20 protein-coding genes are annotated in these 22,830 nt (G+C 71.3%); 8 read left to right on the forward strand and 12 right to left on the reverse strand.

Translation table 11 applies throughout. The features are described from left to right. Positions 1–44: 44 nt before the first annotated feature. The 9 genes from FOZ76_RS15015 to FOZ76_RS15055 all read right to left on the reverse strand — a co-directional run bounded on the left by FOZ76_RS15015 (position 45) and on the right by FOZ76_RS15055 (position 11,338). On the reverse strand, positions 45–2,306 hold the full coding sequence (locus FOZ76_RS15015) for a CHASE2 domain-containing protein (RefSeq protein ID WP_143949089.1): 2,262 nt from the start codon (positions 2,304–2,306) through the stop codon (positions 45–47). 5 nt (positions 2,307–2,311) lie between these two features. Continuing rightward, complete coding sequence (locus FOZ76_RS15020; protein ID WP_143949090.1) at positions 2,312–3,946, reverse strand: FecR domain-containing protein; 1,635 nt, start codon at positions 3,944–3,946, stop codon at positions 2,312–2,314. Then, positions 3,943–4,644 carry a response regulator transcription factor gene (locus tag FOZ76_RS15025; protein WP_143949091.1) on the reverse strand — a complete coding sequence of 234 codons (702 nt, stop codon included), beginning with the start codon at positions 4,642–4,644 and terminating at the stop codon, positions 3,943–3,945. The genes FOZ76_RS15020 and FOZ76_RS15025 overlap by 4 nt, the downstream gene beginning before the upstream one ends. Positions 4,645–4,779: 135 nt before the next feature. Then, complete coding sequence (locus tag FOZ76_RS15030; RefSeq protein ID WP_246129526.1) at positions 4,780–5,115, reverse strand: DUF3325 domain-containing protein; 336 nt, start codon at positions 5,113–5,115, stop codon at positions 4,780–4,782. Next, positions 5,112–6,719, reverse strand: a complete 1,608-nt coding sequence (locus tag FOZ76_RS15035) for a PepSY-associated TM helix domain-containing protein (protein WP_246129528.1) — start codon at positions 6,717–6,719, stop codon at positions 5,112–5,114. Before FOZ76_RS15035 ends, FOZ76_RS15030 begins: the two co-directional genes overlap by 4 nt. A 35-nt stretch (positions 6,720–6,754) precedes the next feature. After that, positions 6,755–7,183 carry an iron transporter gene (locus FOZ76_RS27720; RefSeq protein WP_211366262.1) on the reverse strand — a complete coding sequence of 143 codons (429 nt, stop codon included), beginning with the start codon at positions 7,181–7,183 and terminating at the stop codon, positions 6,755–6,757. Positions 7,184–7,191: 8 nt separating this feature from the next. Beyond that, on the reverse strand, positions 7,192–9,765 hold the full coding sequence (locus FOZ76_RS15045) for a TonB-dependent siderophore receptor (RefSeq protein WP_170235472.1): 2,574 nt from the start codon (positions 9,763–9,765) through the stop codon (positions 7,192–7,194). Positions 9,766–9,884: 119 nt separating this feature from the next. Beyond that, positions 9,885–10,829, reverse strand: coding sequence for a FecR domain-containing protein (locus FOZ76_RS15050; protein WP_143949094.1), 945 nt, complete (start codon positions 10,827–10,829; stop codon positions 9,885–9,887). 2 nt (positions 10,830–10,831) lie between these two features. Further along, complete coding sequence (locus tag FOZ76_RS15055) at positions 10,832–11,338, reverse strand: sigma-70 family RNA polymerase sigma factor (protein WP_143949095.1); 507 nt, start codon at positions 11,336–11,338, stop codon at positions 10,832–10,834. A gap of 231 nt (positions 11,339–11,569) precedes the next feature. Here FOZ76_RS15055 and FOZ76_RS15060 point away from each other — a divergent pair, with 231 nt between their 5' ends. Further along, positions 11,570–12,532, forward strand: a complete 963-nt coding sequence (locus tag FOZ76_RS15060) for a DMT family transporter (protein ID WP_211366265.1) — start codon at positions 11,570–11,572, stop codon at positions 12,530–12,532. On the opposite strand, the gene FOZ76_RS15065 is transcribed toward FOZ76_RS15060, so the two are convergent. Next, positions 12,483–12,905: a MerR family transcriptional regulator gene (locus FOZ76_RS15065; RefSeq protein ID WP_143949469.1), complete on the reverse strand. Its 423-nt coding sequence runs from the start codon at positions 12,903–12,905 to the stop codon at positions 12,483–12,485. The genes FOZ76_RS15060 and FOZ76_RS15065 overlap by 50 nt on opposite strands. A gap of 100 nt (positions 12,906–13,005) precedes the next feature. Between FOZ76_RS15065 and FOZ76_RS15070 the strand changes: the two genes are divergently transcribed. Continuing rightward, on the forward strand, positions 13,006–15,300 hold the full coding sequence (locus tag FOZ76_RS15070; RefSeq protein WP_143949096.1) for a heavy metal translocating P-type ATPase: 2,295 nt from the start codon (positions 13,006–13,008) through the stop codon (positions 15,298–15,300). Between the two features lie 96 nt (positions 15,301–15,396). On the opposite strand, the gene FOZ76_RS15075 is transcribed toward FOZ76_RS15070, so the two are convergent. Then, entirely contained in the window at positions 15,397–16,311 is a 915-nt protein-coding gene (locus tag FOZ76_RS15075) for a LysR family transcriptional regulator (protein ID WP_143949097.1), read from the reverse strand. Positions 16,312–16,388: 77 nt separating this feature from the next. Between FOZ76_RS15075 and FOZ76_RS15080 the strand changes: the two genes are divergently transcribed. From FOZ76_RS15080 to FOZ76_RS15100, 6 genes are all read left to right on the forward strand, one after another. Beyond that, the gene (locus FOZ76_RS15080; protein ID WP_143949098.1) at positions 16,389–16,871 is read left to right on the forward strand and encodes a CidA/LrgA family protein; all 483 of its coding nucleotides are present in this window, start codon (positions 16,389–16,391) and stop codon (positions 16,869–16,871) included. Further along, positions 16,846–17,556, forward strand: a complete 711-nt coding sequence (locus FOZ76_RS15085) for an LrgB family protein (protein WP_143949099.1) — start codon at positions 16,846–16,848, stop codon at positions 17,554–17,556. Before FOZ76_RS15080 ends, FOZ76_RS15085 begins: the two co-directional genes overlap by 26 nt. Positions 17,557–17,567: 11 nt before the next feature. Beyond that, a complete protein-coding gene (locus tag FOZ76_RS15090) occupies positions 17,568–18,626 on the forward strand; it encodes an FUSC family protein (protein WP_211366268.1) in 1,059 nt (352 codons plus the stop codon). 60 nt (positions 18,627–18,686) lie between these two features. Further along, positions 18,687–18,809 (forward strand): glycine zipper domain-containing protein, encoded by a 123-nt coding sequence (locus tag FOZ76_RS28190; protein ID WP_281283008.1) that lies wholly within the window; start codon positions 18,687–18,689, stop codon positions 18,807–18,809. Positions 18,810–19,029: 220 nt separating this feature from the next. Then, entirely contained in the window at positions 19,030–20,361 is a 1,332-nt protein-coding gene (locus FOZ76_RS15095) for an NTP/NDP exchange transporter (RefSeq protein WP_143949100.1), read from the forward strand. Then, entirely contained in the window at positions 20,358–21,299 is a 942-nt protein-coding gene (locus FOZ76_RS15100) for an aldo/keto reductase (RefSeq protein WP_143949101.1), read from the forward strand. The genes FOZ76_RS15095 and FOZ76_RS15100 overlap by 4 nt, the downstream gene beginning before the upstream one ends. Positions 21,300–21,422: 123 nt before the next feature. Here FOZ76_RS15100 and FOZ76_RS15105 read toward each other — a convergent pair whose 3' ends face one another. Further along, complete coding sequence (locus tag FOZ76_RS15105; RefSeq protein WP_170235473.1) at positions 21,423–22,829, reverse strand: FAD-dependent oxidoreductase; 1,407 nt, start codon at positions 22,827–22,829, stop codon at positions 21,423–21,425. Position 22,830 lies beyond the last annotated feature (1 nt).

The raw sequence follows: 22,830 nt of genomic DNA on the forward strand, positions 1-22,830 counted from the left end.
TCTACGCAAGCCTGCAGGCGGCGTGTCCGGACCGTGACGATTGTTTATGTTGGAGCGTCGGCCGGCGCCGCTGCGCGCGGCAGGCACAGCGTGAAGCGTGCGCCCCCGCCCGGCAGGTTCTCCGGCACCAGATGGCCGCCGTGCCGCGCCGCCACGGTGCGCACATAAGCCAGTCCCAGACCTACGCCGGCCGTTTCCGCCTGCAGCCGCACGAACGGCTGTCCGAGCTGCGCCAGAGCGGCGTCCGGCACGCCCGGGCCGGCGTCGCTCACCGACAGATGCCATTCGCCGTCGCTGGCAGCCAGCGTGATGCGCACCTGGCCGCCACGCGGGCTGAACTTGATCGCATTGCCGAGCAGGTTGACGAGCGCGCGTGTGAGCCACGAGCGATCGCCACGAACCTCGGCGCAGACGTCGGCCACGCCGGCGACCGACACACCGAGCTCGCGCGCCTGGGCCCAACAGGCGTCTTCGGCGTCCATGGCGACCTCGGCCAGGTCCAGCACTTCCACGCGCAGCGGAGCCGACTCCGCGCGCGCGAGCTGCACGAAGGACTCGGCCAGATGCAGCGCCTGGCCGGCCAGGCGCGCTACGCGGGCCTCGCGTTCGCGCGCATCGGCGGCGGCGCGCCCGTCGATCAGCGCCTGGATCGCCGCCAGCGGCGCGCGCAGGTCGTGCGACAGAAAGCGCAGCGCCTCGTCGCGCCGCTGCTCGGCCTGGCGCACGCGGGCGATGTCGACCACGGTAACGATGCCCAGGGCCGGCCCGTCGCCCAGCCACAGCGGGGCCGACTTGTAGAGGAACTCGCCGCCGTGCGCATCGATGCACTCGGCAGTGCCTTCGGCCGGCGGCGGCGCGAGCGGTTCGCGCGTATCGCGGGTGCGCAGGCCATCGAGCAAGACCGCCGCGGATACGCCAGCCAGCACGTGCGGCGCGGTGGCGCCGACGTAGGTCGCAGCCGCGCGATTGGCCAGCAACACCTGTCCCGCGCCGTCGGTCACGAGCACGGCATCGGGCAGGTGTTCGATCGACGCCGCGATGAAGGCGTTGAGCGCGCGCAGATTGTCGGTGGCCGCGCGCATCGCGGCGATGCGCCGCTCGACCGCGTCGCCGCTGGGCGCTGCCGCCGCCGGCGCGCGCGCCGGCAGCAGAGCGCGTTCATGCCTCAGGCGGGTCAGTTCCTCGTCCAGATACGCGCTGGCCGACTCCAGCCGGCGCCAGCTCCACACGGGATACGCGGCCAGGCAGACGATCACCGCGCCCGCCGGCGGATACCAGAGCCGCCAGCCGAGCCAGATCAGGGCGCTGGCCGCGCAGGCCGCCAGCGCGACGACCAGGGTCCAGAGCAAGGCATGGCTGGGCGAGGCGCGCCAATACACCGGCAACAGCAGGCACATCACCAGCAGCGTGAAAACCACGCTGCCTAGCGGCCCCGCGGCGGTGCCCGTGTCGCCGTGGGCGAGATTGGCGAGCGCGGTCGCGAGCACGTACACGCCCGGGCTGTAGGCGGTGCGCGACCTCGGCGTGGGATAGGTGTCGCCCAGCCCGCCCGCCGTCACCCCGATCAGGACCATGCGCCCGCGCAAGACGTCCGGCTCGAGTTCGCCGGCCAGTACCGCGGCAGCCGACACCGTGGGCGGCTCGCCGCGCGCGAACGTGAGCAGCACCCAGTGATCGCGCTGCCAGGCGCCGGGCGAGACCGACTGCGCCGGCGCACGCGCACCCGGCAGCGCCGGCGTCGGCGCGCCGGCCAGCCGCAGCATCTGCACGGCGAGATGGTCCCACCACCCTTGCGAGGCGTTGCCTTCGCGCAGGAAGACGCTGCGCGCCACCCCATCGGCGTCGGTCTCGATCGACACGTGGCCGAGGGCGGCGGCGGCCTGCGCAAGTTCGGCCACCGGCGCGACCGCCTGCACACCGCCGCCCGGCGCATAGGCGGTAAAGACCGGCAGCGCCACGCGGCCGCTGCGCCGCATCGCCGCGGCCAGCGCGGCGTCCTCGTCGGCGCCGGCCGGCTCCGACAGCAGGAGATCGAGCGCGATGGCGCTCGGCTCGTCGATGGCGATGCGTTCGATCAGGTCGGCGAGCACGCGGCGATCCCAGGGCCAGCGGCCATGGGCGGCGAGGCTGGCCTCGTCGATGGCGACCACCACCGTGTCCGTGCCGGCCGCGGGCGCCAGCGCCGAGACCATGGCGTCGTAGAACATGGCGTCCAGCCGACCCAGCCCGGCCTGCGCACCCAGGGCCAAGGCGAGCAGGGCCATGGCCGCCAGCAGCCCGAGGCGATCGCGCAGCCCGGCACGCATGCCGCTCAGGGCAGTTCGACGCCCGCGCCGCCGTCCACGCGCAAGGCCCCCGCGCCGACGCGCACCAGGCGCCGGACGTCGAACGCCTGCGGCGTCGAGTAGCGCCGGACGTAGCCGTCGGGGTCGGTGGCCTGCACCCGCAGGTAGTAGCGCCCGCCATCGAGCGCGGGCGCATCCAGCCTGGGCGCGTCGGTCGTCAGGTCGATCTGCGGCGCGGCGAACTGCGGATCGCCGGCGACCTGCACGCGGTAGGTCTGGCCGGGCTCGCCATCCCAGTGCAGAGCGAGGCGATCGGCGCTCTGCTGCACCTCGACACGGGTGGCCACGGGCGGGCGCACCGAGAACGCCCGCGGGTCGCTGTAGGGTCCGGGCCGGCCCGGCGGCGCGCCCTCGGCAGGTACCGAACGGATGCGCCAGTAGTACTGGCCGGTGGCCAGGGCCGCCAGCGCATGCGCGGTGCCGGTCACGCGCTGCTGTACCAGCGGCTGCGCGAAATCGATGTTGCGGGCCACCTCCAGATCGTAGCTGGCCGCCTGCGTCACGGCGGCCCAGCGCAGCTCGACATCGGCCGACGCCACCTCGCCGCCCACGTCCGGGGCCAGCGTGGCCGGGGGTTCGGGCCGCGCGCGCAGGTCGATCGGCACGCTCGCCACCGCACCCTCGATACCGTGAGCGTCGATGGCGCGGATGGCGACCAGATAGTGGCCGTCTTCCAGGCCTTCCAGGCGGGCCCTGGGCGTGGCGAACACGTCGTTGGCGACCACCTGATCGAGCGCGGTGTCGCGCGTCAGGTAGGCCCGGTAGGCGAGCGCGCCGGGCACCGCGGGAAAGGCCACGTCGATGAGCGGTCGTTCCTGCAACACTGGCACGCCGCCCAGATCGGGCGCTGCGAGCAGGCGCACCGGCGCCGCGGGCGCCTGCGAACTCAGGCCCATGCCGGCGCGCACGGCCACCGCCCCCGCGGACCGGGCCTGCGCGGCCACCCGCCCTTCGCTGACGTCGGCGGCCGCGCCGGCGGGGCCCATCGACACGCCGAAGCGGGTGCCGCGCACGCCGGTGGACATCACCGGCGTCTGCACCTCGAAGCGGTTGGCCGGCCCGGCAGTGCGGCGCGGCACGCTCGATTCCACCCGGCCGCGCGTGAGCCCTACCCGCGTATCCCCGCGCTTGCGCCGCACCGAATAGCCCAGGCGATCGAAGCGCACCTCCGAATCGCCGGCGACGCGTACCAGCGAGCCATCGGCCAGGCGCAGCGTGGCGAAACCGTTGCGCGCCGTCACCAGCACGTCGCCGTCGAGCACCACGTCGTCCGGCGCCAGCGGCCGCGGCGCCTGCCCGGCCGCCTGCAGCGTGACGTCGCCGGAAAGATGCTCGATGCGTGCGCCGCCGGGCCGGGCGCGCAGCAGTTCGGCCGGCACCACGATGACCAGGCCCGGCGGCAGCCGCGTGGGCTGCGGGTTGCCATTGGCGAGCGCGAGCGCCTGCCACTGCGCAGGGTCGTCCAGGTAGCGCTCGGCCAGGTCGTACAGGGTGTCGCCGGCAACGACGACGTGCTGGATGGGCTGGGCTGCCCAGGACAGAGCGGCGGCGTGGCTGAGCGCGAGCACGCCCGCCAGCCGCTTCAGATGCAACAGGTTCATGATGCCGAACCTTCCTCCTGCGCGATGGCTTCCAGCCGGTAGCCGGCGCCATATACCGGCACGATGCGAAAACCGCGGTGCGGACGCAGGTCGAGCTTGCGCCGCAATTGGGAAATATGGGTGGCGACCGTGCGCGTATCGATGTGGCTCACGCCCCAGAGCTCGACCAGCAGCTCGTCATGGGCCAGGAGCCTGCCCTGGTTGCGGAACAGGTAGAGCGCGAGCTCGTACTCCTTGGGCTTGAGCTCCACCGGCGCGTCGGCCAGGAAGACTTGGCGCTGCCGCGTATCGAAACGATAGGCGCCGAACACGTCCGGCGCCGCGCCGCTGTCGGGATAGGCGCGCCGCAGCACGGCGCGCAGCCGCGCCAGCAGTTCGCCGCGGCGAAAGGGCTTGACGAGGTAGTCGTCGGCGCCGCTGTCCAGGCCTTCGATGATGTCCTCTTCGGTGTCGCGGCTGGTGACGAAGACGACGGGCACGCGCTGCTCGAAATGCCGGCGCACCCAGCGCACGACCTCGATGCCGGACACGCCGGGCACCTGCCAATCGATCACCAGGGCATCCAGACGCCTGCGCTGCAGCTCGCGCAGCATCGCCGAGCCATCGATATAGGCGATAACATCGTGCCCCAGCGATTCGATCGCGCTGCGCAGCAGCGCCGCGTGCGCAGGTTCGTCCTCCAGCAATCCGATCAGCATGTCCATTGACACCGTTCGGGGCGCGCCGCATTGTGCCTGCGCGAGCCGCCTGGTGGTGTGCCATCAAATTCGACCGGGCTACATATTAACTTGCTTACAAAATTCTGCGCCTCAGTTACATATGCAACTTCTCTGTTACTGAATGATATCGGCCAGCAGGACGGTGCCGACAGCGACGCCAACAGGCAGCATCCATAAGAGAGCGTGCGGGCGATAGGTCAGCACCAGCCCTACCGCGAGTGCGGCGGGCAGCAGCAGGCCGCACCACGCCGTCGCCCCCGCCGAAGGGCCGGCCAGGCGGATGCAGGCGAACAACGTAAGCACCAGCGCCGCGGCGCCGATGCCGCGCAGCAGCAGGCGGGTGCCGCGCGCAAACTCGCGCGCAAGGACATCGTCCGCATGGCGCGGCATGGCCAGCGCCAGCAAGGCGAAACCGCAAAAGACCAGGGGCAGCACGGCAAGCAGGTTCACGATGCGCTCCCTTCTTTCAAACCGGCGCCGGGCAGCACGGGGCTACGCGCCCTGGCGCTGCGCAGGCTAGGCGTGGCGCCGCGCTGCACGAGCCAGCGCCAGGCCGCGCCGTGCACCAGCGCGAGCAGGAGCATGGCAAGGTCGAACCCCGCCACCGGCCATGCCCCACCGGGCACGCTGGCCCACAGGCCGAGCCCGCCGGTCAGCGGGTTGAGCAAGGGCAGCAGCGCGAACAGAACGGTCGCCAGCGCAAGCTGCTCGATCCACGCGCGGCGCGCCGGCCGCAGCCCGGCATGCAGGAAGGCCAGCGCCCACACCGCGAAGAAACCCTGGATCTCCCAGTCGGCCCGCCCGGCCAGCGTCGCGGGCAGCAGCCGGTTGAGCCAGAGGCAGGCGGCCAGCGCGAGCGACAGGCCGCCGATGGTGCCCAGGTTCAGCAGCTCGACGAGACGGTGCCCGAACGGTGTGCGCCCCGCCTTGCGGCGCTCGGGCAGCCGCTTGACCACCCACAGCACGAGCCCGGTGGCCACCATGACGGTACCCACGACACCGCAGAGAAACAGCAGCAGGCGCAGCCCCGGTCCGGCGAAACGGCCCAGGTGTGCCGCGGTGAGCACGTTGTAGACGGCGCTCGCGACGCCGGGCTCGGACCCGGCCGGCGCAGCCTGCACGGCGCCCGTCACGCCGTCGAAGACCAGGCGCCGGCTGGCGCCGCGATCCACCAGGCTCGTGCCGCCGTGCTCGCGCAGCTCCACCGTGGCCGCCGACGTACCGGGGCGGTTCACCGCGATGCTGCCGACTTCCCTGCCCGGCCAGCGCCGCTGCGCCTCGGCCAGCATCGGCCCGACCGGCGCCAGCGGCACGCCGGCGACGACCGGTTCCGTGACGCGAGCCGCAGCGCCCGGCCCTGCGCCGCGCCCGGCCTGCTGGCGCTCGGCGAAGTAGGCCCGGGTATCGCCGTCGTAGGCCGCGTTGATGCCGGCCGGCAGCAGCATGTACATGAACAGCAGCAGCCCGCTGAAGGTAATCATCAGGTGGAATGGCAGGGCCAGCACGGCGGTGGCGTTGTGCGCGTCCAGCCACGATCGCTGGCCCTTGCGCGGACGAAAGGTGAAGAACTCGGTGAAGATCTTCTTGTGCGTGACCACGCCGCTCAGGATCGCAACGAACATGAGCAGCGTGGCGATCGCCACCACCCAGCGTCCCCAGACGCGCGGCATGCCGTACAGCTCGAAGTGAAAGCGGTACAGGAAATTGCCCGCGCGCGTTTCGCGTGCCGCGATGGGTTGGCCGGTGGCCGCATCCAGCTCGGCGCGCTGCTGGCCGCCGCGCCCGGCGGGCGCACCGGCAGGACGCCAGCTCGCCTGTACCTGCATCTGCCGTTCATTGGGCAGGGCGAGCGTCCAGGATTCGGCGTCCGGCGCCAACTGCTGCATGGTCTGCAGGGCGCGCTCGGCGGTCTGCGGCGCGGGGGCGGACCGATGCAGTTCGGGCCGGGTCCATGCGTTGACTTCGTCGAGGTAGTAGCTGAGCGTGCCGGTGAAGAACACCGCGTACAGCAGCCAGCCCAGCGGCAGCCCGGTCCAGGTGTGCAGCCACGCCATGGACTGGCGCAGTCCCTCCGCTTTGCCGTCCGGTCTCATCGCGCACCTCGGGCTGCGCCGGCCGGCGCCGGGATCTCGTTCGCATGCATCTGGGCCAGGCCGTGGCTGGCGAGCCAGGCCAGCAGTGCCGCCAGGCAGGCGCCGGCGAGAGCGCGCCGCGTGCGCGCCTGGGCGAACACCCACATGGCCAGCACGGCCCAGGCGATGAAGCCCAGCATGGTGCCGGCCATGACCGCTTCGGCCCGCGAGGTGGCGCCCGCCAGCGCCAGGCCCAGCGCGGCGGCGCCCGCCACGTCCGAGGCGAACAGATAGCCCACGCCGCCGGCGGCCAGGCTGCGCAGCAACACGTCGACGCGGTACCGCCAGCCCGGGCCGCGGCGCACCGCGGCTGCGGGCCGGCCGCGCTTGGCGGCCCGGATGTCGGGCGTGTGCGGCGCATCGGAGGCGCCGCCTGGCATGCTCATGGTCATGGTCAGAAAGAAAGCTGTGCGGAAAGCGAAATGCGTCGCTCGTCGCCGTACAACACGGTGCCGGGCGGAAAGCGCCGGCGTTCGTAGTACGCCTTGTCGAAGAGATTGCTCACGTTGAGCGCGAGCTTGAGTTGCTTGTCGTGGCCGATCGGCTTGTCCCAATACAGGCCCAGGTCGACCAGGCCGTAGCCCGGGTTCCAGTTCGCCGTCGGCGGGCTGTCCGTGCCACCGCTCCACGGGCTGTGCACGCGCGACCATGCGCGCAGGCCCAGCCCCAGGCTGACCTCGCCGACGCCGGGCGCGCGGTAGAGACGGAACTTGTTCCAGATCGACAGGTTGTGGCGCGGCGTGTATTCGACGCTGTTGCCCAGGGCCGCCACGCTGTCGGTGCGCAGGTACTTCGCTTGTGTATACGAGTAACCGAGCTGGGCCACCCAGCCGTCCATGATCTGCCCGGTCAGGCGCAGCTCGACGCCCTGGGCGCGGGTGAGGCCGGTCAGTCCGTAGCAGCGGTCCTCCGGGTCGGGCAGGTCGGGCCACGGCCTGGCAGGCTGTCCGGGTTCGCAGATCAGGCCTTCCTGCTCCGTCGCGACGTTCTTCTTCTCGACCCGGAACAGTGCGCCGGTGAACATCGCGGAACCCTCGAAGAGGTCGGCTTTCAGGCCAGCCTCGTACTGCACGCCCTCCACCGGCCGGGTGATGTAGTTACCCTGCAGATCCAGATACGTCAGGCTCGGCTGGGGCAGGAAGGATTCGCCGTAGCTCGCGTAGACGGTCACGGCAGGCGTGATGTCGTACATGGCCGCCAGTCGCGGCGACCAGCGCTGCACGGTGTTGGCCTCGCCGGTGGACGGCGCGCTGCGGTAGCGCGACCAGCCAGCACCCAGCATGAAGCGCGTGCGCCCGTCCGGCAGGTGCAGCATGTCCTGCAGGTAGAAGCTGGTGTCGGTGCGCGTAGCGGCGGGCACCAGCGGGTCTTCCCAGATCAGGAATTGATAGGGGTAGTCGGTGTAGACCGGGTCATGGATATTGATCGGGTCGACCGCATACGGCCCCGAACGCGATTGGCTCGCCACGGCGCGGCCGCTGGACGAACCTTCGCTGCGCCCGTAGCCCGCGCCGAGCAGCCAGTCGTGGCGCCAGTCGCCGTGGCGGGCGACGCCGGTGAAGTCCAGCGAGCCCGAATAGCTCTCGCCCTCGCTCTGGCGGCCGCTGACATAGCGCTTGACGTTGCCGTCGGCGTCGGGGCCTCCGGCGGCAGCGTCGGCGCGCGTGTTCTGCCACCACTGGTCGTAGCGCTGGTAGGTGGCGCCGCCGCGGATCTTCAGGGCTTCGCTGCGCGACCAGGTGGCGTCCCAGATCAGCGTATCGGTATTGCGCACCACGCGGTCGTTCAGGCTACCCCAGAAGAAGTCCCGGGGCACCGGGTAGTACTGGCCGGCCAGCGCGCCGCGCGAGATCATGAAGTTGTTTTCCTGCTCCGGCACCGAGCGCACGGCCATGCGTTCGTAGGTCAGCGTGGTGTCGAAATCGGCGTTCGGGCGCAGCGTGAAGGCCGCCATCGCGCTCTTGGGCTCGGACCAGATGTGGTCCTGGTCGTCCTTGCGGTGCTTGTAGCTGCCCACCAGCCGGTACATGAGCCGGCCTTCGGCCTCCAGCGGTCCGGTCATGTCGACCATGCCGCCATAGGAGCCCTTGTCGTCGGTTTCCATGCGCAGCACGTAGGCCGCCCGGGGCTGGGGCCGCTTGTATTGATAACTGATCACACCACCCGGTTCGGCCGAGCCGTAGTACAGGCCGGCCGGCCCGCGCAGCAGCTCGACCATCTCCAGGCTGTCGGTGCCGCGCAGCGTCCCGGCCGTGTCGCTGTAGCTCGGGATGCCGTTGATCAGCGTCTGGCCGCTGGCGAAGCCCCGGATCTGGATCGCCCGGCTGTGGCCGCCGCCCGCATCGCTGTTGGAACTGTTGGTGGTGAGCCCGGCGAAGCCCTCGAGCGTGGCGAAGATGTCGGCGTCGCCGCGCTCTTGGATCATGTCGGAGGTCACCTGGTCCACGGAGAACGGCGTCTCGCGCGGCAGCAGGTCGGTCTTGGTGGCCGTGCTCGACGGCCGATCGGCCATGTAGGTCGGTACCTCGCCGGTGACGGTCACCGTGCCCAGCGTGACCGGCGCGGGGCCGACCTCGGCCTGTGCCACGGGGCGCAGCGCGTAGCCGGCCGCGCCGCGCGGCACCGCCTCGTAACCGCTGCCGGCGAGCAGGCGCGCCAGGCCCTCCTCGACCGTATAGCTGCCGCGCAGGCCATCGGTGCGCACTTGCGCGAGCGGGCCCGCGTCGAAGGCAATGCTGGCGCCGCTGGCCACGCTGAACCGATTGATGGCCTCGGCCAGCGGGCCCGCGGGAATGTCCACCGCGTGGCGTACCGGGTTGTTGCTAGCAGCGAACGCCGGCGCGGGCAGAACGCCGGCGCCGGCCAAGACTGCGCACAGCACGGTGGCAAGCGAAACGGCGGCGACGGAGCCGGGCGTGCTGCGCATGCCGCCCAGGCGCGCGCGAGCATGAAAGCGATGTCGGGACATGACGAACCTGTTGTCTATGAAAGAAGGGATTCGTCCTGCAGGACACCCGGCCTGCCTGCAACCGGCAAAATGGGGAGGGATCGCGGCGGCGTGCATAGGTCGACGGTGCTGGCCGGCGATCAGCGCGAGACGATGCGAGTCCAGTAGCGCGTGCGCCGCTCGATGCGCAGCGGGAAGGCCGCGACGAGCAGCTCGAGCGCCGCGTCCGTATCCGCGAGCGGATACACCCCCGACACCCGCAGCCCGGCCGCTGCGGGCGCGCACCCCAGGTAGCCCGGGCGATAGGCCGCCAACACGGCGACCCAGTCGGCCAGCGGCGCATCCACCACGCTCAAGCGCCCGCTGCGCCAGACATCCTCGTCGCCGGCGGACGGCGTCAACAGCCCGCTCGCGCCCGCCGAGAACGTCATCGCCGAACCTGCCGGCACCCGGCTCGACGCATCGAGCCCGGCCGGCTGCACGCGCACCGCATGGGACGACACGGCCACGCGCACGCGCCCCTGCGGCAGCACACGCACCACGAAGCGCGTGCCCAGCGGCTGCAGGCGCCCCGCCGGCGTGTCCACGAAGAAGGGGCGCGCATCCGGCCCGGTCTCGATCCAGAGCGCCCCGGCGCCCAGGACGAGCCGACGCTGCTGGGCGTCGTACCGCAGCTCGGCGTGCGTGCCGGCATCCAGGGCCAGGCGGGTGCCATCCGGCAGTACGCGCTCGTGCCGCTCGCCCGTGGCCGTCCAGAGCAGCCCATCGTGCGGGGCGTAGGCCGAACCGCGCAATGCCAGCGCACTGCCGGCCAACCCGGCGCCCAGGCCGGCCAGCAGGCGCAAGGCGCCTCGACGCGTGCCGGCGCGCGCCAGCACCGCCGCTGCCACCGGCCCGGACAACGGCTCCAGCCGGCCGCTGAACGCGAGCACGCGCTGCCAGGCGCGCTCGTGCGCCGGATCGGCCGCCAGCCAGCCGCGCCACTGTTCGAGCAGATCCGCATCGGACGCTCGCGGCAGCAAGGCGGCATACCAGCGCGCCGCTTCGCGGATGGCGCGTTCGTCCCGGCGCTCGTCTGCCGGCATGCTCAATCCATCAGCAGGCAGCAGTGCGCTACCGCGGTGGCCACATGGTTCTGCACGGTGCGCACCGAAACCCCCAGGCGCTCGGCGATCTGCGGATAGGCCAGGCCGTCGAAATGCGCGAGCAGGAAAGCCTGCTTCACCTTGCGGCCCAGGCCGTCGAGCATCGCATCCAGTTCGGTCAGGCGTTCGCACATGACAGCCTGGACCTCGGCCGACGGCACCCGCTCCTCGGGCAGGCTGGCCAGCACCTCCAGGTAGGCCAGCTCGATGGCGCGCCGGCGATGGAAATTGGCCACCAGACGCCGCGCCACGGTCGCCAGGTAGGCGCGCGGCTCGCGCAACTGCGCATCCACGCGCGCCCGCAGCACGCGCACGAAAGTGTCGTGGGCCACGTCCTCGGCATCGTGACTGCTCGGCAGGTTGCGCCTGAGCCAGGTGCGCAGCCAGTCGTGGTGCTGCACATAGAGCACGGCCCCGAAGTCGGGCGCGGAGGAGTCGAGTCTGGACATGGGTCAGCGCCGGCCAGGGCCAGCGCAATGATGTAAATGATAATGAATATCGTTACATGATATCGGCAGGCGCATCGGCTGGCAATCGAAAGCAATCGGCCGAGGCGGCGCTCGGGGCAGCCTGCCGGACGTTCGTGCAGACGTCCCGCGCCGGCTTGCGTGCGACAATGCCCTCCCCCCGCCTGCGTGACGCGGCCGGATGCACGTGCGGCGGGCCAGACAGGAGACGCGATGCCCGCCCCGACCATGAGCGCGAAGGAATGGTCCCTGCTTTGTGGACTGTCCCTGCTGTGGGGTGCGTCCTTCTTCTTCACCGGCGTCGCAGTCCAGGAACTGCCCCCGCTCACCATCGTGCTGCTGCGCGTCGGGCTGGGCGCACTGACACTCTATGCGGTGCTGCGCGCAAGCGGCGGTACGCTGCCGGGCGACGCGCGGGCGTGGCGCGACCTGGCGGTGCTCGGTGTCATCAACAGCGCCTTGCCGTTCACGCTGATCGTCTGGGGCCAGACCCAGATCCCGAGCGGCCTGGCCTCCATTCTGAACGCCACCACGCCGCTGTTCGGCGTGCTCGCCGCCCACCTCTGCACCCAGGACGAAAGGATCACGTCGAATCGGCTGGCGGGTGTCGTCATCGGCTTTGCCGGCGTGGCGCTGATGGTGGGCGCCGGCGCGCTGCGCGGCGGCGACGCCCCGGTCGCGGGCCAGCTCGCCATCCTGGGCGCGGCCTGCTCCTATGCGATCGCCGGCGTGTATGCGCGGCGCCTGCGGCGCTACGGGCTCGCGCCCATGGTCGCCGCGACCGGCCAGATCGCCTGCGCCACGCTGATCCTGCTGCCCCTCGCGCTGCTCGTGGAGCGCCCTTGGCAATACGCCATGCCGGGCGCCGCCACCTGGTTCGCCGTAGCCGGCTCGGCCGTGCTGTCCACCGCACTGGCGTACGTGATCTATTTCCGCCTCATCGCCACCGCCGGCGCGACCAACATCCTGCTCGTGACCTTTCTCGTGCCCGTCAGCGCCATTCTGCTGGGCTGGCTGGTGCTGGGCGAACGGCTGGAGCCGCGCCACTTCCTGGGCATGGCGCTGATCGCCGGCGGTCTCGCCGCCCTGGATGGCCGCCTGCTGCGCCGGCGCCGCGGCGCCCCGCTCAGTGTTGGTGGAAGCGGCACTGACCGTGGTCGGCCAGGATCTCGATGACCCGGCAGTCGCCCACCTCGCCGTGCGCGCAGCCGCGCAGCATGCGTTCCAGCTCGGCCGCCAGCGACTGCAGGCTGGCGATCTTGGCGCGCACCTCGACCAGGCGCTCGCTCGCGATGGCGTCCGCCGCCGCGCACGACTGGTGAGGATCGTCCTGCAGGGCGAGCAGCGCGCGGATGGCGTCCAGTTCGAAGCCGAGTTCGCGCGAGTGGCGGATGAAGGCCAGTCGCCGCACTTCGTCCTGGCCATAGCTGCGCCGGTTGCCCTCGGTGCGGCCGATACCCGGCATGAGGCCGATCTGCTCGTAATAGCGAATCGTCGGCACCTTGACCCCGCTGATGCGGGCGGCCTCGCCGATCGAATAAGTGTGCATCACAGGGCTTGCTCCTCTAGTCGCTAGAGGACCTAAGCTTACTTCACATCAGGGCCTGTCAACGGGCGCATGCCGCGCCGCAGGCCGTGGAGTACGAACGATGGACACAGCAACCCAGCAATGGCGATTTCACGTCGGCGGCATGGACTGCGCCGCCTGCGCACGCAAGATCGACACGGCAGTTCGCCGCCTGCCCGGCGTCCAGGACGTCTCCGTCTCGGTGGCTGCCGGCACCATGACGCTGACCGGGCTCGCCGGCGTGGATCTGGACGCCCTGCAGCACCGAGTGCATTCGCTCGGATACACCACCACGCCGCTGCCGGCCGCGGGGCGGCGCGGCGAGACCGCCATGGCGCCCGACGCCACGCCGCCTGCCTGCGGCAACACGCACCACGATCACAACCACGACCACCGCCATGGCAGCGACCGTGATCGCCAGCACGCCGGGCATGCGAGCCCGGCTGCGGCGCCGGGCGCCATGGCGTTCTCGCCCGCGCAGGCAACGGCCGGCGCGCGAGGCTGGCGCGCTTGGCCGCAAGGCGGCCAGGCCCGGCTCACGCTGGCCTGCGGTGCGGGTGTCGTGCTCGCCTTCGTCCTCGCACAGGCCTACCCGCCCGGCAGCGTGTGGGCCTATCTGGCGGCCATGGCCATCGGCCTCGTGCCGATCGCTCGACGCGCCATCGCCGCCGCGCGCAACGGCAGCCCCTTCACCATCGAGATGCTGATGAGCGTGGCGGCCGCGGGCGCGGTCGTCATCGGCGCCACCGAGGAGGCCGCGGTGGTCGTCCTGCTGTTCCTGATCGGCGAACGGCTGGAAGGCCTGGCCGCCGGCCGGGCGCGCGCCAGCATCGCCGGCCTTGCGGCGCTGATTCCGCGCACCGGCCTGCGCGAAGACGGCGCCGAGCTGCGCAGCGTGCCCGCCGCCGAGCTGCGCATCGACGACATCGTGCGTGTGCGGCCGGGCGACCGCATCCCCGCCGACGCGCAGGTCCTGAGCGGCGCGAGCGCGGTGGACGAGGCGCCGGTCACGGGCGAATCGACGCCGCGCAGCAAGGCGCCGGGCGATGCGGTCTATGCCGGCACCATCAACGGCGACGGCGTGCTGCGCCTGCGCGTCACCGCGGCTGCGGCGGACAACACCATCGCCCGCATCATCGCCCTGGTCGAGCAGGCCCAGGAAGCCAAGGCGCCCACCGAAAGGCTGATCGATCGCTTCTCGCGCTGGTACACGCCGGCAGTGATCGTGGTGGCAGCGCTGGTGGCCGTGCTGCCGCCCCTGCTGGGCATGGGCGACTGGAGCACCTGGGTCTACCGCGGCCTGGCCATCCTGCTGATCGGCTGCCCGTGCGCGCTCGTGATCTCCACGCCGGCCGCCATCGCCGCCGCGCTCTCGGCCGGCGCACGGCGCGGCCTGCTGATGAAGGGCGGCGCGGTGCTCGAGGCGCTGCGCGGCATCGACATAGTCGCCTTCGACAAGACCGGCACGCTGACCGAAGGCCGCCCCCAGGTCACGGACATCGTGGCCGGGGCATGGGACGAAGCACACGTGCTGCGCCTGGCCGCCGGGCTGGAGCGCGGCGCGAGCCATCCCCTGGCACGCGCCGTCCTGGCGCGCGCCGAGGCAGAAGGCGTGAGCCTGCCCGATGCCGCCGAGTCCACGGCCCAGGGCGGCCGCGGCGTGGCCGGCCGCATCGAAGGAATGACGGTGTTCCTGGGTTCGCCGGCCGCCGCGGCCGGGCAGGCCAACCTGCCCGCCGCACTGCACGAACGGATCGCCAGGCTCCAGGCCGAGGGCAAGACGGTGGCCGTGCTGGTCGTGGACGGCATGGCGGCCGGCGCGCTGGCGATGCGCGACGAACCGCGCGCCGACGCACGTGCCGGCCTGGCCGCCCTGCAGCGCCAGGGCGTGACCGCCGTCATGCTCACCGGCGACAACCGGCAAACCGCAGACGCCGTGGGCGCAGTGCTGGGCATCGCCGCCCACGCCGAGCTGCTGCCGCAGGACAAGCAGCGCATCGTGAACGAACTGCGTGCCCAGGGGCGGCGCGTGGCCAAGGTGGGCGACGGTATCAACGATGCGCCCGCGCTGGCCGCGGCCGACGTGGGCATCGCCATGGGCGGCGGCGCCGACGTCGCCCTGGAGACCGCCGACGCGGCCATCCTGCACGGCCGGGTGCTCGACGTGGCGGACATGCTCGCGCTCTCGCGCGCCGCGGTGCGCAACATCGGTCAGAACATCGGCATCGCGCTCGGACTCAAGGCCGTGCTGCTCGTCACCACCGTGCTCGGCATCACCGGCCTGTGGCCGGCGATCCTCGCCGACACCGGCGCCACCGTGCTGGTCACGGCCAACGCCCTGCGCTTGCTCGCCTGGCGCGGCTCGACGCAGGCGTGACATCGCGCCGCCCGGCACCGGCATCGCCGCCTTGCGGGCCGGTGCGCGCCATGCCGGTGCCGAACGGGCCCGCGCAGCGCGGGCCGCGCCCAGGCGCTAGGCGCGGGTTGCCGACGGGGCCCTCGATCTGTCGTGGGGATGGAGCTCGGCGGCCAGCTCGAGCCAGGCCCGCGCCGCCGCCGGCACATAGGCGCCGCGCCGCCACACCAGGGCCATCGCCCACTCGGTGCCAGGCTCGTCCAGCAGCACCGGACGAATGCCCGTGTGCTTGCGCTGCTGCGCCAGCATGCGCGGCAGGAACGCAACGCCCAGCCTGGCCGCCACCAGCTCGATCATGAAATCGACCTGGCTGCTGCGCGCCGCGATGCGCGGTTCGAAGCCGGCACGGCGGCAGGCTTCGAGAATGATCCGGTGCAGCGCGAAGCCGCTTTCGAACATCAGGAAGGGGGTGTCGCGCAGACCGTCCAGGGTCACGCGCCGGCGCCGCGCCAGCCCATGCGCTTCGGGCAGCAGCGCCACCAGTGGCTCGTGGCGCACCGGCTGGACCTCGAACTCCCCGGACGTGGGCAGCAGCGCGCCCGCCACGTCCACCTCGCCCGCGCGCAGCAGATCCTCGAGCTGGTCGCTGCCATGCTCGACCAGCCGGATCTCGATCTCCGGATAGCGCTGCCGGTACGCGGCGAAGAGCGGGGCGAACAGCGTACTGCTGCCGATGGGCGGCAGACCCAACCGCAGCAGCCCGCGCTTCAGGCCACGGATCTCGTCGAGTTCGGCGAGCAGGTCCTCGCGATCGGCCAGGAGCTTGACGCCGCGCCGATACACCACCTCGCCCGCCGCGGTCAGCACGCTGCGATGGCCGATCCGGTCGAGCAGCGGCACGCCGATCTCGTCCTCGAGCTGGCGCACGGCCTTGCTCACCGCGGACTGGCTGGCGAACACGGTTTTGGCGGCCTGCGAAAAGCCGCCCTGGCGCACGACCTCGACAAAAGCACGCAGGGTACGAAATTCCATGGTTATTCGATTATCGACTTAAATCTATTCGAACAATTCGCTTTCCTCATGCTGCCCCGGATTATAGAGTGGCACGCATGCATACACCGTCAAGCCCCGCGCGCCAGGTGCCGAACCGCACTCAGGTGCCGCCTTCGGATCGCCCCGGCCCCGTCACGCAGACGGCCGCAGCGCCGGCGCCGCGCCGCCATCCGCTGCTGCAACTGGGCTTCGTCGCGCTGTTCTGGCTGGCAGGCGAAGGCATCGGGCGCGCCACCGGCCTGCCGCTGCCGGGCGGCGTGATCGGCCTGGGCCTGCTGCTCGTGCTGCTGGCCAGCGGGCGGCTGGCGCTCGCGAACGTCAAGCGTGGCGCGGAATGGCTGCTCGCCGACATGCTGCTCTTTTTCGTGCCCGCGGTGCTCGCCGTGCTGGATCACCGGGATTTCTTCGGTCTGCTCGGCCTGAAGATCCTTTTCGTCATCCTCGCCAGCACCACCGCCGTCATGCTCGTCACCGCCTGGGTGGTCGAGCGCTGCCATCGCTGGAGACTGCAACGTGTCCCTGCATCCGGCGTTCGTTGAAGGGCTGTTCCAGGCGCTCTTCTGGTCCGCGCTCACCATCGGCCTGTACGGCGCGGCCAAGCGCGTCCACCGGCGCTGGCCGCGCTGGTGGCTGATGCCGCTGAGCATCACCCCGCTGCTGGTGGGCCTGGTGCTGTTCGGCATCCATGCGAGCTACCGCGAGTACATCCATGCCACGGGTTGGCTGCTCATTCTGCTCGGCCCGGCCACGGTCGCCTTTGCCGTGCCCATCTACGAGCAGCGCCGGCTCATCCGCGCGCAATGGCCCGTGCTGCTCGTCGGCGTGCTCGCGGGCAGCCTCACCGCCATGGTCTCGAGCTGGGGCTTTGCCACCCTGGCCGGCCTGGACGATACCCTGCGCGTGAGCCTGGTGCCGCGCTCGCTCAGCACGCCCTTTGCCATGGCCGTGTCCGCCGACATCGGCGGCGTGCCCGATCTCACGGCCATCTTCGTCGTGGTCACCGGCATTGCCGGGGCCGTCATTGGCGATATCATGCTCACGCGGCTGCGGCTGGAGTCGGCGATCGCGCGCGGCGCCCTCTTCGGCGTCGGCGCGCACGGCGCCGGCACCGCCCGCGCCCACCAGCTCGGCCGGACAGAAGGCGCGGTGGCCGGGCTGGTCATGGTGATGGTGGGTTTGGCCAACGTCCTTGCCGCGCCCTTGTTGGCACAATGGCTTAGATAGGAGATCGTCGCATGCGGCACCCGCGCATGCTGGACACACTCACGGGGCGCTGGGGCGCCGCATGGCGCGATGCCGCAGCGAGTGCCGCGGCCGCGGCCATTGCCTGGCTGCTCGCGGTCTGGCTGTTCGGCCACCAGCGTCCGGTGTTCGCCGCCGTCACGGCCATCGTGTGCCTGGCGCCCGGCCTGCCCAGCCACGGCAGGCAGGCGGTCGGCCTGATGCTCGGCGTGGCGACCGGCATCGTCGCCGGCGACCTCGTCCTGCTGCTTCTGCCGCAGGAAGTCCTGCTGCCGCACGGGCTGTCGCTGCTGCGCGTGGTCTTCGCCACTTTCTTCGCCATCCTGCTCGGCGCCTCCTTCGGCCAGCCTCCGGTCGTGCCGATCCAGGCCGGCGTGTCCGCCATGCTGGTGCTCGCCATGGGCCCGGAGACCGCCGGCATCGTCCGGCTGGCGGACGTTTCGGTGGGCGTGGGCGTGGGCCTGCTCTTCAGCCAGGTTCTGCTCACCCCCGATCCCCTGCAGATCATCGACAAGGCCGCGGACGACTTCCTGCGGCGCATCGAGGACGGCCTGAAGCGCGCCCAGCAGGCGGCCCAACGACAGGACAGCGCCCAGGCCGACGCCGCGCTCGGCCTCTTCTCCAACGCCCACGCCAGTCTGGCGGCGCTCTCCACCGCCATCGAGAACGCCCGCCACAGCACGCGCTGGTCGGTGCGCGGACGCCTTTCCGCCCAGCTCGTCGATGCGGCCGTGGCGCGCTACGACCGTGGCGCCACCCGCCTCTTCGCGCGCAGCCTGTTGCTGGCCGAAGCCCTGAGCCGCGGGCTGGAGAACGCACGCGAGCAGATCCCGGACGGCTTGGCGCAGCGCATCGCCGAACTCGCCCAGCGCTGCGCCGACGTCCTGGCCGGCCGGCCCGTCGCACCGGGGGAGCCCCTGCCGGCCCGGCTGCCCGACGACCTCTCCTGGCGCCAGGCGCTGGACCACCTGGGCGCCATGGAAGGCTTGCTCGCCGATCTGGGCCCCATGCAGCCGGCGGGCCAGGGTACATCGACCTTCATCGCCCGCTGATCCAGGCCGCCGCATGCGTGCGGCTTGGGCGAGGGCCGTACCTTGCGGTATCGTGCTCCCATGTATATCGCCATCGGGATCGCGCTGGGTGCGGCCATCGGGACGGCGTTGGGCAACCTCGCGCTGGGCATTGCCGTGGGCGCACTGGTCGGCCTGGCACTGCATTCGATGACGCGGCGCTGAGGGCACACCGGCTCGTCGTAGCCGGGTCTGGCCGCGCGCGGGCGTGGCGTCGCGCCGCGTACGCCCGGGCGACCCACGCGGGTCCGCGTCCGCACCCAGCTTTTTGCAGCGCACGCCATGGCGAGGGCGGAGCTGCCCGCCCATTCCGGATGCACGGAGGCTTCATGTCCGACACCCTGCACTTGCCGGGCGCCATGTGCGTCCATCGCGAGCCCGCGCCATGATCGCGCAGCGGCTCGCCCGGCTGGTCGACCTGCGGCGCGGCGAGGCATGGCCGGTCGCATGTTCCGTCGGTTTCTTCTTCTGCGTGCTGACCTCGCTGATGATGCTGCGCCCGGCACGCGAAGCGCTGGGCATGCAGAGCGGGCTGGACGCAGTGCGCTGGCTGTTCGTCGGCACCGCCGTGGCCACCCTGCTGCTGAACCCAGTGTTCGGCTGGCTCGTGAGCCGCCACGCGCGCATGCGCGTGCTCGTCGCCACGTATGGCTTCTTCGCGCTCAGCCTGCTGGGCTTCTTTGCGCTGCTCGTGGGCGCCCCCGAAGCGGTGGGCCGTGTGAGCGGGCAGGTGTTCTACGTCTGGTTCAGCGTCTTCAACCTCTTTGCGACCATGGCGTTCTGGGCGCTGATGGCCGACCGCTACACGCTGGAACAGAGCAAGCGTTTCTTCGCCCTGATCGCCGTCGGCGGCACCCTGGGTGCGATCTTCGGGCCCTGGCTTGCGAGCCTGCTGGCGCGGCCGCTGGGCACGGCGGCCCTGTTGCCGGTGTCGGCCGCGTTCCTGGCGCTGGCTCTCGTGCTGGCCGGCATCGTCGCACGCACGCAGCCGACAGCGCGCGGCGCCGAGGAGGACGGCGTGCAGGGCCCGGTACTCGGCGGCTCGGCGTGGCAGGGCGTGCGCGCCGTAATGCGTTCGCCCTATCTGGCCGGCATCGCGGCCTACGTGCTGATCCTCGCCGTCATGGCCACGCTGCTCTATTTCACGCGGCTGCAGATGGTCGCGGCGCAAGGCGCGGAGCTGGACATGCGCACAGCGCTGTTCGCCCGCATCGACATGCTCACCCAGATCGCCACCCTGGTGATCCAGTTGTTCATCGCCGGACGGCTCATGAAGCGGCTCGGGGTGCCGCTGGCCCTGGCCCTGCTGCCGATCACCACGGCGCTCGGCTTCATCGGGCTGGCCATCGTCGGCTCCCTGGCCGCGCTGATCGTCGTCGAAGCGGCCTTTCGCGCGGTGCAGCGCGCGATCATGCGGCCGGCCAGGGAAACTTTGTTCACCGTGCTCGGTCGAGAAGACAAGTACAAGGCCAAGGCTTTCGTCGACACCTTCGTCTATCGGTTCGGGGATGTCGCCGGCGCCCAGCTCGAAGGCGCGCTGGGCAGGCTGGCCATGGGCCTTGCCGCCGTCACCAGCGTAGCCGTTCCGCTCTGCCTGGTCTGGGCAGCGCTCGCGGTCTGGCTGGGCCGGCGCCAGTCCCGCCTCGCCGCGCCGCCGGCGCCCGACGCGCAGCGGCACACATCCATCACCTTGACCCAGCCAGGAGGCCAGACATGACATCCCGACGCGACGCCTGCAAGATCGCGCTCGCCCTGGGCGCCGGCGCAGCCCTCGGCGCAACCCCGCTGCACGCGGCGAGCGCCCGCGCCAGCGAGCTCATCACGCGCCCGATCCCGCGCACGGGCGAGCGTCTGCCCGCGGTCGGGCTGGGCAGCTCGGCCACGTTCTCCAGCGCCGCCAACACCCAGGATGCCCAGCGCCTGCGCGAGGTCCTCGAGGCCTTGCTCGCGCAGGGCGGCACGGTGTTCGACACGGCGCCCTCCTACGGCGCCTCCGAAGAGGTGGCCGGCACGCTCGCCCAGCAGGCCGGCATCGCCGACAAGCTCTTCTGGGCCACCAAACTGAACGTTGCGCAGGGCGGCAAGGCGGACCCGCAGCAGGCACGCGCGCAGATCGAGGAATCCTTTCGCCGCATCGGGCGGCCCGTCATCGACCTGATCCAGGTCCACAACGTCGCCGACGTCCCCACCCAGTACGCCATCCTCAAGGAACTGCGGGAGGCCGGGCGCATCCGCTACGCCGGCGTGACCAACACGTTCAGCCGCAACCGCGACACGCTCGTACACGCCATGCAAACCGAGCCGCTGGATTTCATCGGCATCGACTACGCCATCGACAACCGGGACATGGAGGAACGCGTACTCCCGCTGGCGGCCGACCGCGGCATTGCCGTGCTTGCCTACGCACCCTTTGGCCGCACCCGGCTCTGGGACAGGGTGCGCGGGCGCACCATCCCGCCCTGGGCCGCCGAACTGGGCATCGCCTCATGGGCGCAGTTCTTCCTCAAGTTCGTTCTCTCGCATCCGGTCATCACCTGCGCCACCCCGGCCACGAGCCGGCCCGCCAACGCCATCGACAACCTGGGCGCGATGCGCGGCGAGCTGCCGGATGCGGCAATGCGGGAGCGGATGGCGCAGCATATCGCCGACCTTTGAGTGCGCATACGGCGGGTCTACCCCCTCTTGCCCGGCCCCCCAGCTCTCGGCCATCGGGCAGGCGCTTCGCGACCCGCACCCAGGCGTGCGGAAGGGCGTAGCGCGCCGATGCTTCGCCCGGCCTCAGGCCTTGGCGACGTGTTCCGCGGCTCTGATGCCGAACACCAGCCCCTTCATCAGGCCGCCGATATACGTAGCACCCTGTCGCCCTTCCAGACCGGCGGTGTTCGCGCCAGCGGCATAGAGGCCGGCGACTGGAACGCCGCGGGTCGAGCGTACGCGCGCATGCTCGTCAATCGCGATCCCGCCCATGGTGTAAGTAATGCCCGCGCAGACGGGCGCGGCAAAGTAGGGAGGATGATCGACGGCCCATGCCTGCCCCGCCGGACGCGAACGCGGCGGGTCGAGTTGCTGGAACTGACCGGAGATGACGGCTTGCCGGTGTGCCGCAATCGTTTCCTGCAGCGCCTGCGCGGGCAGCCCCGTGCGCGAAGCGAGTTCAGCCAATGTGTCGGCCTGAATGATCGTGCCACCGGCGCGCACCAGATGAGGATTCACCGGAATGCGCGCGTTCCTGCCTGGCCCCTCCCAGATTGCCGAATCGAAGACAGCCCAGGCCGACAGCGGATCTTCAAGTTTCGCCACCGCATTGGCCAATTGCACGCCGCCCAGCCCCTCGTCGGCGAATCGCCTGCCGTCGGCGCCTACCATGACGCCCGCCACGCCCAGCTCGTCGAGCTGCGGATACGGCCAGGTTCGGGGGTTGTCGAACGCATCGCGCGACAGCAGATGGCCGTAGAAGTAGCTGAGATCGGCGATCTCGGCGCCAAACGCCTGCGCCATGCGCAGGCCGTCTCCAACACCGGTTGCCGCCCCCCTCTGTTTCAGCTTCTCCGGTGCGCCGCTGATGTGCTGGCCAAGCAACGCCAAGTTGCCCTGGAAGCCACCATCGGCCAACACCACCGCCGACGCCGGAAGCTGGCTTACGTCACCCTGCCTGCGAATCTCTACACCGACGCATGCGCCAGCGCGCTCCATCAGCGAAACGGCCGCAGCGCCCTGGATGATGCGCCCACCGCGGGCAAGCAGGTTCCTGGCCAGGAGCCGCAGCGTGTAATCGGCGCCACGCCCGTACCAATCCATGCCGGCCATGATGCGTCGAGGGGGCGCCATGACCCAGCTTTGCCAGTCGACGGCCAAGCTCATGCGGACGAACTTTACGCCCTGACTTTTGATCCACTCGCCTGCGCGCGCGCTGGTATGGGCCAGCGCGCGCGTCAGATCCGGGTTGGCTTGATCTTTGGTGGCGGCCCGTACCGCTTCGATCAGCGCTTCGGGACGATCCCTGATATTGCGAAAAGCCACATGCAGCACGCCACCAGCCAGCCTGCTGTTACACAGATAGCGCTCGTCGGTACCACGCTCGAGCAGTACGACGCGCAGCCCCTGTTCCGCAGCGCGATTGGCGGCGGCGAGCCCGGCAATCCCGCCACCGACGACGATCAGGTCGAACGCTTGCGTGTCGGGCATG

The sequence above is a fragment of the Verticiella sediminum genome, assembly GCF_007558815.1.
GTDB lineage: Bacteria > Pseudomonadota > Gammaproteobacteria > Burkholderiales > Burkholderiaceae_B > Verticiella > Verticiella sediminum.